Below are 13,242 nucleotides of genomic sequence, written 5' to 3'. Positions count from 1 at the left end.
ATTCTTAAATGATGCAAGTATTTTTAAAAATAGAAAAACTCTTCTTGTGGAAGAGTTTTCTATGATGGATTTTGCTTAAAGCTTATTGGTTAAAACTTTAAATATATCATTCCCGAAGATGAGGAGCATAAGTCCAAGTAAGAAAATCATACCTATCATCTGGGCATTCTCTAATACTTTTTGTGGTGCAGGTTTTCCTCTAAGCATCTCCCATAGTGTAAATACTACATGACCGCCATCAAGCCCTGGTATAGGAAGCAAATTTAAAAATGCTAGCCATACGGAGAACATTGCGGTGAAAGTCCAAAATGCCGTCCAGTTAATGCTCATTTCGCCTTTTTCACCTTTTTCCACAGGCATCATTTTCACAATGGCAATAGGCCCTCCTACTTGTTTATAGCCTTGTGTTTTGGAGTTAAAAATGATTTTAAACTGTTTTACTTGGGTAGTGAGTGATGCGAAAGTTCTTTCTAAGCCTCTTGGGATTGCTTGAAAAAAGGAATAATTTTCATGTGTACGATAGTGGGATATGTCTTTCAAAAGGCTTTTCATAGTAAGACCTATTTTCCCATTTTCATCTACTAACACTTCTGTAATATTCACTGTTTTTCCATCTCTTTTTACATCTAATGAAATAGTTTTACCACTATTGGCATGTACCAAAGAAGAAAACTCATCATAGTAGTGTACAGGCTGTCCATTTACTGCAAGTACTTCATCGTTTTTGGTTAATCCTGAATTTTTAGCAGTGGCAGAAACGAGGCTATCAATGATAATGCCTTTATTTCTTGGCAAGAGGTATAGCTTGGTTTCTCTTTGTTTAATAATCTCGGCTACACCATCTTCATTAATGGGGAATGTGATTTCTTTACCATTTCTCATTACGGTGGCTTCATCTGAAAATAGGATATCTAAAGAGGCGTTTTCTAATCGGGTAACTTCTTTGCCATCTACTTTTAATAGTTGGTCACCATTTTGAAAGCCTAATTTTTTTCCTGCTTCGGTAACGCTTATACCGTTTTCAAATTTTCTAAGGTCTGTATAAGTTTCACCGTTATTAAAACTCAATGCAGAGAAGATGAGCCATGCCAAAAAGAAGTTTACCGTAACTCCACCTAGCATGATGATGAGTCTTTGCCAAGCAGGTTTTGATCTGAACTCCCACGGCTGAGGTTCAGATTTGAGTTGGTCTTTATCCATGCTTTCATCTACCATACCCGCAATTTTTACATATCCGCCAAAAGGTAACCACCCGATGCCGTATTCTGTTTCGCCTATTTTCTTTTTAATCAAAGAAAAGTAAGGGTCAAAAAAGAGGTAAAATTTTTCTACCTTGGTTTTGAACCACTTGGCAGGTAAGAAATGCCCCAGTTCATGAAGAACCACTAAGATAGAGATAGAAAGAATAAATTGTGCAATCTGCAATGCTAATTCCATGTACTAAAATATTAATTTGCAAATGTACTTAAATATAAAAATCTTGCCAAAATTTAAGGGGGATTAGATTCCAGCTATTGCCTTCATCTCTGATATGAACCTATCTGCTAAAGCATCGGCTTCTTCTTGAGACTTGGCTTCGGTATAGATACGGATGATAGGCTCTGTATTAGATTTTCTTAGATGTACCCAGTTTTCGGCAAAATCTATCTTTACTCCATCTACGGTAGAAATTTCTTCATTATGATAATTCGTTTGTACTTTTTCTAAGAGCGTATCCACATTGATTTCTGGGGTTAATTCTATTTTCTTTTTGCCCATAAAATAAGCAGGATAAGACGCTCTCAGTTCAGAAACGGTCATATTTTTCTTTGCCAGATGCGTTAAAAACAGTGCAATTCCTACCAAAGAATCTCTTCCGTAATGCAAATCTGGATAGATGATACCACCATTACCTTCCCCACCGATGACTGCATTTTTTTCCTTCATCAGCGTTACCACATTCACCTCTCCCACGGCACTGGCAAAATATTCAGAACCTAAGGATTGTGCTACATCTCTTAAAGCTCTACTGGAAGATAAATTAGAAATGGCAATACCTTTTTTATGGTTCAAAAGATAGTCTGCCACGGCTACCAAAGTGTATTCTTCCCCGAACATTTCTCCTTTTTCATCGATGAGTGCCAATCTATCCACATCGGGATCTACCACGATGCCGAGGTCTGCATTTTCTTTTTTCACCAGTTCGCAAATATCGATAAGGTGCTCTTTGAGAGGCTCAGGATTGTGTGGAAATTGTCCGTTTGGTTCGCAATACAAAGGAATGACTTCACAGCCCAATTTTTCCAAAAGTGGAGGGATAGAAATTCCGCCTGTAGAATTGACCGCATCTAAAACTACTTTGAATTTTTTTGCCTTTACGGCATCGGCATCTACCATAGGTAGGTGGAGGATTTTTTTAATATGGATATCAAAGCCGTCATTTCTTGTTTCATATTTGCCTAGGTCATCTACTTCGGCATAATTAAAATCTTCACTTTCCGCTAAAGCCAAAACCTCTGCTCCGTCTTTTCCGTTGATAAATTCTCCTTTCTCATTAAGCAGTTTGAGTGCATTCCACTGTTTGGGATTATGAGAAGCGGTAAGGATGATGCCTCCATCGGCATTTAGTTCAGGAACCATTACTTCCACTGTAGGAGTGGTAGAAAGCCCTAAATCTATGACATGGATGCCCAAGCCTTGTAGGGTAGCGGTCACCAGTGAAGAGACCATTTGTCCAGAAATTCTAGCATCACGCCCGATGACTAAGGTTAAATCTTTTTTATTTTTATTATTCTGAAGCCATGAGCCGAATGCAGAAGTGAATTTTACCACATCTAAAGGCGTAAGATTGTCATTTACTTTCCCGCCAATGGTTCCTCGAATTCCTGAAATAGATTTTATAAGTGCCATAAAGTTATTGGATATGAATGTTTCCACAAAATTAGGAAAAAACATTGTTATTATTTAAGTCGGATGGGTAGAAGATTCGTATGTTTGTAACAATTTGAAATTTATAGCTACTCATCCACTAAAAACCGTATCATGACATACAGATTTACACTTTTTTTTTCCATTCTTTTTTCTGTTGTGCTTTCGGCACAGAAAACACTTTCGGGTAAAGTAACCAATGCCAGTGGTGCTCCTATTCCCAGTGCTTCTGTAACACTGGAAGAAGCAGGGAAAGATGCCATTATTTCTTATGGCATTACCGATGCAAAGGGAAATTATAAAATTACTTTTACTACGGATGCTACCGATATCAGCGTACAGGTGAAAGCCTTTAACCATAAATCACAAACTAAAAAGATTAAAAATGATACTCAAAATCTCAATTTTTCACTTTCCTCTGAGGTCACTGAAATTAAGGAGGTCATCATCAAATCAAAATTGATTACCAAAAGGGGAGATACCATTGCCTATGACCTTAAGTCCTTTGATACTAAAAATGACCGTACCCTTTCTGATGTACTGAAAAGAATGCCTGGCTTTGAGGTGAATAAAGACGGTTCTATCCTCTACCAAGGTCAGCCGATTTCCAAATTTTATGTAGAAGATAAAGATCTTATGGAAGGAGGCTATGGTGTGGTAAATAATTCATTACCCAAAGATGCTGTGGCAAAAGTGGAAGTGATGGAAAGTCATCAGCCTGTGAAAATTCTTCAAGGAAAAGTTCCTACGGAACAAGCAGCGATTAACATTAGGCTTAAAAATAGAGTTACCATGACGGGAAGGGGAGAAGTAGGCTCTGGAATAGCAGATCCCGCCCTTTGGAATGTAAAACTCACCCCAATGTTCTTTAGCAAAAAAATACAGTGGCTTCTGAATTACAAAACCAATAATATGGGGGAAATGGTGGAAAGCGAAGGGGGACTTTTCGCGATGGGTATCCGCTGGGAAGGACGAAGAAGTAATGCCACACAAGATAAGTGGGTGAGTGTAGAAAATGCGGCTACGCCTAATTTACCCGAAAAGAGATATCTTTTTAATAATGTACACTATCTCTCTGGAAATATACTCATTAACCCTTTTAAAAATAAAGAATGGGAAATGAAAGCCATTGCCAGCTATACCAATAACGCAGTGGAAAGAGCGTCTGAAGTGCAAACGAGGTTTAAAGATGTGAATAACACCCTCTCCGAAAGGAAAATTAGCAATAATTTCTATACCAATAAAGCCAAAGCAGAACTCATCTTTACCAAAAACGCTAAAAAAGGATTTTTCAAAAATACTACTTCATTCAGTAAGTTTTGGAATGCCGATAGAGCCATTACCTTTTTTAATAACCCATTGGAAGCTACGCCACAGAGAAACGCTGCACAGGCTTTAGAATCGCCTACGGTTTCTGTGCAAAACTCCCTGAGTACCATCATTCCGATAAAGGAAAAAATGCTGAATGTAATGTCTTATATCAGTTACCAAAAAGACCAACAAGACCTTTTTATCACTTCGGGAAACTATGTGTTCTTCCCTGATAATATGATGAATAATCTCTTCGGGACAGAGCGACAACTTTGGCAATATTTCCGCTCTAATACTTTTGAGACCAATCATTCTGCGTCATTAGGATTTAGCTACAGAGGATGGACTTTCACGCCAGAACTAGGGCATAACTATACCCGAAACGGCATTGATGCACACCTTTTGGGAGACAATGGCAATGGTTACCGACCTTTCGGGCAAAATTTTGATAATGAAATGGTTTTCATTAATAATCAGCCTTACGCCCAGCTGGGGATTAATTATAAATCCAGTGCCCTTTCTATGCACATCAATGTGCCTGTTAAGATGAATAATATCTTTGCTGAAGATCCTCTGCGTGGGCTGAACAAAGATTTTAGCAAAACTACCTTTGAGCCTTCCGCGTTCATTCAGTATGAATTCGCTTCATTCTGGAAAGCAAGGGTTTTCGGAAGTATGGGGAATTCTTTTGCCAATGCTTCTATGCTTTACGCAGGGTATATCATGAGCAATGCACAGTCTATAGGACATATGGACACCCAAAATCCACTTTTGCAAAGATTCTCTAGAAATGGTGGAGCCAGAATAGAATACAGAAATCCATTGAACAATTTATTTTTTAATGTAAATTACAATGTCTCTAAAATGATTTCCAATCTTATTTCTAATCCTTTTAATAACAATACAGGGTATAGTGTAATTTCTTATTTGGAAAAGGATAATAGTACGCTTTCTCATTCCCAAAGTGCAGAAGTGGGGAAGTACTTTCCTAAATTCAAATCTAATCTGGCAGTGAATTTCAGGAATTCATCTTCCGTTTCGGATAATTATTTGAACAATGAATATTTTGAAAATAAAAATACTCAACAAAGAGCAGGAATGAAACTGAGCAATGCTTATTTCTCATGGCTGACTTTAGATTATAATTTTAGCTTGATTTGGTCTAAAAATAATAGACAAAATCTTTCTACCCAAAATAAAGGGTATCACCATGGATTTACCGCTACCGTTTTCCCATGGGATGGACATTCTGTGGCATTCAATTGGGATCAAATCAATACCGAACAGGCAGGAATGGCTTTTAAAAATGGTTTTTTTGATTTGACTTATCAGTTTGCATGGACAAAAAGAAAAGTGGATTTCGAGCTAAAATGGCTCAATATTGCCAATAAAAATGTCTTTGAAACCATCTTTGACGGTGCCTATTCTACCACGGTGTCCAGAATAAATATCCGTCCGAGCCAAGTAATGCTCAGCGTAAAATTTAATTTTAAATAAAGAAAGAAGCTGTCTTTTTTAGACAGCTTTTTTACAATCAGTAAATCAATACAAAAAATGCTACATATTGAGTTACAAAATATTCGTTATAGGAATAAAAATATATTGTCTGATATTCGTATTGCTATTCAAAAATCGGGTTTGTATGGCTTTTTTGGAAAAAATGGAGCAGGAAAAACCACTTTTTTTAAGGCCTTATGTGATACCATAAAGCGTAAGGGAAGCGTTTTGTATCATGGGGAAGAACTTTCACCATCGGATATAGCATTTGTTCCCACGGAGCCTTTTGTGTACGAGTATTTGACTACTGCTGAATTTTATGATTTTTATTCTTATTCCATCATTGGAAAAAAATCAAAAGGGAATACAATATTTGAAATAGAAAAAAATAAACTATTAAAAGAGTGCTCTACGGGAACTCGAAAAAAGGCGTATATGAATGCCGTTTTACAATTTGATGATTATAAGCTGTATATTTTTGATGAGCCTTTCAATGGACTTGATATAGAGTCTAATTATCTCATTTTAGAAAAAATTATCGCCCTTTCAAAAGATAATATTGTTTTTATTTCGTCCCATATTATTGAAGTGATAGAACCTTATTTGGATGAAAAATTTATAATTTCTAATGGCAGTATTACTCATTTTGATAAAAATGTTGCTCTGAAAAGTTACTTTGAAAAACCATGAGAATATTCCATTTATTGCACCTTATCTACCTCAATAGGTATAGGAAATTAACCTATGATGATGAAAGCAGGCTGTATATTTTACTGGGGTTATATGGTATGGGATTGTATTATCTATTTACTAGTGAAATGACATACAAAACAGAATGTATTTATTTCATTTTTATCACACAGAGTATAAATGTTTTACAAAGAAATGATTATTCATTATTAAAAAAACAAATAGGTTACCGCAGGACACATTTACTCATAGCTTTAGATGTTCTTATTTGTAATTTTCCTTTGTTGCTGTATTGGTTATGGGTGTATCCATTTCATTTTACGATGGTGCTGGGAGGTGGTTTAATTTTTCCATTCATTTTATGCTTTAGAAAAATAAGTATTCATGCCATCCGTTTATTTCATGTTTTTGACCCTTTGTGGAATACGCATATCAGAACTAAACCTTTAGAGTATTTTATTTTGGTATTTTCTTTATTTATTCAGTATCAAGGAATTCATCATCATAATGAGGGATTGCATTTTGCTGGGTTATGCATCGTTTACTTTTTGATTCTTCAGATATACGGCACAAAAGAAAGTCTATATTTTTATAAATTTTCTAAAATGAAAGCAGGAGATATTCTTCTTAATCTGCTAAAATACAATATTTTAAATTATTTATACATTATTATTCCGTCTTTTGTTTTATCCATTCTGTATTTATCCAAAGGATATGTATGGAATGTTTTTTATTTTCTGTTTACACTTCCTTTGTTGTTTTGGATGAGGTTTATATTTTTCAGAAATGATTTATTTAAGGGCATCGGTATAATGATTTTAATATTCGTTTTAATCGCTAACCGATTGTCTTCCTATTGCTCTCTATATGAAGACTTAATAATGCTTTTTATCGCTCATTTTTTATTCTATTTCCTATCGAAAAATAAACTAAAGCGTATAATGGGGAAATCTTAAATTCCATTTGTAAGTGCAGTTTTTTAGGATAATTTTCTCATATTTGCACCATAAAATACTTTTGAAATATGAAAAAAATCGGGTTGCTTTTTGCTGTTTTATTGATGAATAGCTATTATGGACAAAAGCAAGTTCGTGCAGCTACCATTGGATTTATGAATGTGGAAAACCTTTGGGATACCATCCAATCAGCGGACTATATTGATGGGACAAAAGATTTCTCTAATCCTGCTTTCCATCGTAGTGTGCCTTTGGATTCCCTCAAATATCTTCCCGTAACGGAGGAAAACTATATGGGAGTATGGAATAATGAAAGCCTGAAAGGAAAAAAAGTAGTGAGAAAACAAGGCGGTTCTCATGAGTTTACCCCAAAAAGTTCTAAGAATTATACCTATGAAATCTATCAGAAAAAACTTGCCAACTCCGCCAAAGTGATTTCTGAAATGGGGGCTCAGTACACTAAAACTGCTCCTACCATTGCTGGACTCATTGAGGTGGAAAACCGTCAGGTGGTGGAAGATCTCATTAAGCAACCTGCATTGGCAAGGTATGATTATGGTATAGTGCATTTTAACTCTTTTGATTATAGAGGAATAGATGTGGCATTGATTTACCAAAAAAGAAGATTCTCACCCAGCAAATCATATAAAAGAGAAGTAGTGGTCTATGGAAGCTCAGGAAAAAGAGAATATACGCGTGATATTTTAGTGGTAGTAGGCTATTTAGATAATGAGAGAGTAGCTTTCTTAATGAATCACTGGCCTTCAAGAAGAGGTGGCGAAGTAGCCTCTGCTCCTAAGAGAAACGCCTCAGCAAAAGCTCTGAGGGAGGAGATGGAAAAAATCTTAGCTCAAGATGCTAATACCAAGATTTTTGCCATGGGAGATTTTAATGATGACCCTGTGAACAAAAGTATGCTAAATCATCTAGGAGCTGCTGAAAGCAAAGAAAAAGTAACTCCAGAAAAACCTTTCGTGAATCTTATGTATCCTTTGTTTAAGAAAGGTGTGGCTTCTCTGGCTTACCAAGATGCACCTAACCTATTTGACCAGATTATCGTAACACCCAATCTTATTCAGAAAGGCGTAAGTAAAGAATACTCTATTTGGAAAACGGAAGTTTTTGCACCTAAATATTTGATTAATAAAGAAGGAAATTATAAAGGCTATCCTTTCCGCTCTTGGGTAGGGGATACTTTTACAGGCGGATATAGTGACCATTTTCCTGCCTTTGTGGTGATACAAAGAGAAAATTAATTTGGAAAGTAAAACCAGTGCCATGTGGAGTGCTGTTTTTTTTATTTTCAAGGAGGATGTTCTATTGAAAACCTGAAATAATAACTTACCTTTGCCCAAGAGTAACGATTTCGGAAAGTCCCGAAATCGCTTTTGTGCATTAATAAATTAGAGGATTAAGAAAAAGAAACTTTATCTATAATTGGATTAACAACAAACATGGGTTTACAAACGATACAGCAGGAATTTTTGCCTTATTTATTAAAAAAGAATTTTGGAGAACGAATTTTTGAGGCGTTAGAGGAAAATAATCATATCACAGTAAAAGGATTTGCGGGTTCAGCAGCATCTTTGGTAGCCGCGGAATACTTTATTGTTCATCAAAAAACCATACTTTTTATCACCGACGATAAGGAAGATGCTCACTATATTACTACTGAAATGGAAGAGCTTTTGGGAGAAAAAAGCGTATTGTATCTCCCCGCTACCCATTTAGAACCTTACCAAATAGAGCGAACACAAAATGCCAATTTGGTATTAAGAACGGAAGTAATTAACCGATTGAATGCCGATAAATCCCCCAAATGTATCGTAGCCCATTATACAGCATTGAGTGAGAAGGTGCTTAAAAAAGAAGATTTTAAAGCGATTACTCATGAAATAAAAGTGGGGGATCAATTAGATTTTGATTTCACCGAAGAGCTTTTGCATCAATTTCAATTTCACCGTACGGATTTCGTTTCAGAACCTGGAGAATTTGCCGTTCGGGGAGGGATAGTAGATGTCTTTTCTTATGCCAATGAAAAACCTTACCGCATCTCATTTTTCGGTAATGAGGTAGAGAGTATTAAAACTTTTGATATTGAAACACAGCTTTCTATAGAAAAAGTGGAAGCATTACAATTGGTATCTAATATGAATTATGCCGTACAAGGTACCAAGGAGGCCTTATTAGAGCTATTGCCCAAAGATGCACTCATCATCACCAAAAATGCCTACCTCTCTTTAGAAGGACTCCAAAGATTTTACCAAAAATCTGAAAATCAATTTCTAACCCTGAATGAAGCCATTAAGCATCAAAAGCCAGAGGAACTCTTCCTCTCGGATGTGGATTTTTTTAAAAGCTATCATCAGTTTAAAACACTGGACTTTTCACCACAGCCTATGGCATCTCTTAAGCCTATGGTTTTAGATTTTTTTCAGACGCCTCAGCCTAGTTTTCATAAGAATTTTGAAATGCTCATGGAGGATTTACAGAACAAACAGAAAGAGGGCTATAGTATCTGGATTTCTTTTTCCACCGAAAAACAAAAAGAAAGATTAGAGGAGATTTTTAATTCGTTGCAAGAAACAGAAAGCGAAGAAACTTCAAGTTTTAAACTTCATATTTCCAACTTTAAATCTTCTCTTCATGCTGGGTTTATCGATGCTGAAACTAAAAATGTAGTGTATACAGATCATCAGATTTTTGATAGATACCAAAGATATAAGGCAAAGAATGCTTTTGCAAAATCGGAGCAGCTGACTTTAAAGGATTTGATGTCCTTAAAGGTAGGAGATTATATTACGCATATAGACCACGGCATTGGGAAGTTTATGGGGCTGGTAAAGGTGAATAATGATGGAAAAGTACAAGAATGTTTTAAGCTCACTTATAAAAATGGAGATCTGCTGTATGTGAGTATTCATGCACTACATAAAATTTCCAAATATAATGGCCCCGATGGTAAGGAAATCACCTTATCTAAACTCGGTTCACCCGCATGGAAAAATTTAAAGCAAAAGACGAAGGCTAAAGTAAAGCAGATTGCTTTTGACCTGATAAAACTTTATGCTAAGAGAAAAACAGCCAAAGGTTTTGCCTTTACTCCAGATACTTACCTACAAAATGAGTTGGAAGCGAGTTTTCTCTACGAAGATACTCCTGACCAAGAGAAAGCCACTGCCGATGTGAAGAAGGACATGGAGGCAGAAACCATCATGGATAGACTGGTATGTGGAGATGTAGGTTTTGGAAAGACAGAGGTAGCTATTCGGGCGGCTTTTAAAGCAGTAACCGATGGAAAACAAGTGGCAGTTTTGGTACCTACCACCATCTTGGCTTTTCAGCATTATAGGAGTTTTCAGGAAAGACTGAAAGATTTTCCGGTCAATATCTCTTATCTCAATCGTTTTCGGACAGCCAAGCAAAAAAAGGAAACTTTGGAACGATTAGAAAGTGGAAATTTAGACATTGTGATAGGAACGCATCAGCTGGTTTCAGATAAGGTGAAGTTTAAAGATTTAGGGCTTCTTATCATTGATGAAGAGCATAAATTTGGTGTTTCAGTAAAAGATAAATTAAAAACTTTGAAATCGAATATTGATACGCTTACCCTTACGGCAACACCTATTCCTAGGACTTTACAGTTTTCCCTCATGGCAGCCAGAGATTTGTCCGTGATTAAAACACCACCACCGAACCGACAACCCGTAGAAACACAGTTGATAGGCTTTAATGAAGAGGTCATTCGTGATGCTATTTCTTATGAAATCCAACGCGATGGGCAGGTGTATTTCGTTAACAATAGAATTGAAAACCTAAAGGAAATGGCGGGGCTTATTCAGAGATTGGTTCCTGATGCGAGGGTCATTACGGGACACGGGCAGATGGACGGCAAAGAACTGGAGGAGCGTATTTTAGACTTCATGGAAGGGAAGTATGATGTACTGGTTTCTACCACCATTGTGGAAAGTGGTGTGGATGTACCCAATGCCAATACTATTTTTATTAATGATGCACAGAAATTCGGAATGGCAGACCTCCACCAGATGCGTGGACGCGTGGGGAGAAGCAATAGAAAGGCTTTTTGCTATCTCATTACCCCGCCTTATGATATGATGACTTCTGACGCCAGAAAAAGATTGGAAGCGATAGAGCAATTCTCAGATTTAGGAAGTGGATTCCAAATTGCGATGAAAGACCTTGAAATTCGTGGTGCAGGGGATTTGTTAGGGGGTGAGCAGAGTGGCTTTATTAATGAAATGGGATTTGAAGCGTACCAAAAAATAATGCAAGAAGCTTTAGAGGAATTACAACACGAGGAGGATTTTGATACGCTTTTTGAAGATAAAGAAGACCGTAAAAAGCTCTTTAAATCTACCAAAGAGGTGAATATCGATACGGACCTCGAACTTATGTTGCCAGATGACTATATTTCCAGCATAGAGGAACGATTGAGCTTGTATCAAAAATTGGCCGAAATTCAGAATGAACAAGATTTGCAACGCTTTGGCAATGAATTAGAAGACCGCTTTGGAGCGATGCCAGAAGAGGCAATTAATTTATTAAAATCCGTGGAGCTGAAATGGCTGGCGGCGGAAATAGGCTTTGAGAAAATAGTGATGAAAAAAGGCGTATTTCTAGGTTATTTCCCGAGTAACCCGCAGGATAAATTTTACCAAAGTGAGCAGTTTAGGAATATCATTAATTACCTAAGCCAAAACCCTACCGCTGCTCAACTGAAAGAAAAATCTACCAAAGAGGGGAATCAATTGATGCTAAGAAAAGAGCAGGTGGAAAGCGTAGAGGCTGTGAATGCCTTGCTGGAGACTATCAGCCAGAGGTAGTATTCTCCTTAGGTTAAAGGATTTACTCTTTTTACCAGAACGCCCTGGTATTCTTATAAGGACAGTTACTCTGTTAGCATAAGAATAGAGTGGCTGTTTTTATTTTGTTTGAATTGCCTGAGTCTTAAAACGATTTCAAATTACTCACAACATGTAAAAATCAAATATTAAGGTGAAATGGGAATTTCTTAGAAAAATATTATCTGATTTTTTGCTCCTACCGTACTCCGAAAAAAAGAGACTACCCAAAAAGACAGTCTCACAAAAATAACTACAAATATTTTTTTAACATAATATACAGTGATGAAAAAATTACGACTATTATTCCAGAAAGTGAAAAAATACCCGTCTTATAATAAAAAAATATTATAAATATGAATGCAAAAATTAAGAATGCTCTAAAATATTTTTCGTGATTAAAAAGTGTTAGTGTTTTATAAATAAACACCATAGTAAAAACAAAAAAAGTAAATTGCCCTATTTTGTTTTCCAAATAGTCATAACCCAAGTTATTATATACTTTGCTTAACCAAGTATATCCAAAATAAATCATTCCGATAAATGAAATTATTAGAATTATTATTTTTTTGTATTTAGAAAAAAAGATTGTATCCATTTTTAAGTTATTTTTTAACAACCTACAACTTTAAGATAACCTCGCAACATTCTCATGTACCATAAAACCTTCCAGCTATTAACAATGATATTTTAGAAGCATATTTTTAAAATGTTCTACGATGCTCAAATATACGCAATATTTTCAAATATTCAAATTTATTCTTATGTTATTTTCAAAAAAGCATAACAATAATGAAAAATATAAATTCATTATATAAAACTCGTCTTGACTTTTTTCTGATACAGAATCCTTTGCTTATGGAAAATAAAAATAAGAGGCAGGAAGCTTTTGGGGGATGGGGGATGACCTTCTAATTTCCCAATTCTAACCTCTAATTTCCGTCATTATACTTTGTACTGAGTACATTATACAATGAACTCGTCTCGGCTTTTTATTTTGCTTTAATTTTCTGAGTATT

General features: G+C 35.9%; 7 protein-coding genes. 5 read left to right on the top strand and 2 right to left on the bottom strand.

The genetic code is table 11. The annotated features are described in order from the left end of the window. Positions 1–75: 75 nt before the first annotated feature. Positions 76–1,437, bottom strand: a complete 1,362-nt coding sequence (gene rseP / locus HMPREF9699_RS01345; protein WP_002661736.1) for an RIP metalloprotease RseP — start codon at positions 1,435–1,437, stop codon at positions 76–78. A gap of 63 nt (positions 1,438–1,500) precedes the next feature. After that, on the bottom strand, positions 1,501–2,889 hold the full coding sequence (gene glmM / locus HMPREF9699_RS01340; RefSeq protein ID WP_034985390.1) for a phosphoglucosamine mutase: 1,389 nt from the start codon (positions 2,887–2,889) through the stop codon (positions 1,501–1,503). Positions 2,890–3,021: 132 nt separating this feature from the next. Between glmM and HMPREF9699_RS01335 the strand changes: the two genes are divergently transcribed. The 5 genes from HMPREF9699_RS01335 to mfd all read left to right on the top strand — a co-directional run bounded on the left by HMPREF9699_RS01335 (position 3,022) and on the right by mfd (position 12,205). Next, positions 3,022–5,715 (top strand): carboxypeptidase regulatory-like domain-containing protein, encoded by a 2,694-nt coding sequence (locus tag HMPREF9699_RS01335; protein ID WP_002661733.1) that lies wholly within the window; start codon positions 3,022–3,024, stop codon positions 5,713–5,715. Positions 5,716–5,772: 57 nt separating this feature from the next. Then, entirely contained in the window at positions 5,773–6,405 is a 633-nt protein-coding gene (locus tag HMPREF9699_RS01330) for an ATP-binding cassette domain-containing protein (RefSeq protein ID WP_002661732.1), read from the top strand. Beyond that, entirely contained in the window at positions 6,402–7,361 is a 960-nt protein-coding gene (locus HMPREF9699_RS01325; RefSeq protein WP_002661730.1) for a hypothetical protein, read from the top strand. The genes HMPREF9699_RS01330 and HMPREF9699_RS01325 overlap by 4 nt, the downstream gene beginning before the upstream one ends. A gap of 68 nt (positions 7,362–7,429) precedes the next feature. After that, positions 7,430–8,617, top strand: coding sequence for an endonuclease/exonuclease/phosphatase family protein (locus HMPREF9699_RS01320; protein WP_002661729.1), 1,188 nt, complete (start codon positions 7,430–7,432; stop codon positions 8,615–8,617). A 198-nt stretch (positions 8,618–8,815) separates the two neighbouring features. Further along, positions 8,816–12,205 (top strand): transcription-repair coupling factor, encoded by a 3,390-nt coding sequence (gene mfd / locus HMPREF9699_RS01315; RefSeq protein WP_002661727.1) that lies wholly within the window; start codon positions 8,816–8,818, stop codon positions 12,203–12,205. The last annotated feature ends 1,037 nt before the right edge of the window (positions 12,206–13,242 follow it).

The sequence above is a fragment of the Bergeyella zoohelcum ATCC 43767 genome, assembly GCF_000301075.1.
GTDB lineage: Bacteria > Bacteroidota > Bacteroidia > Flavobacteriales > Weeksellaceae > Bergeyella > Bergeyella zoohelcum.
The sequence above is the reverse complement of the archived record's forward strand: the minus strand, read 5'-3'. Positions and strand labels throughout refer to the sequence as shown.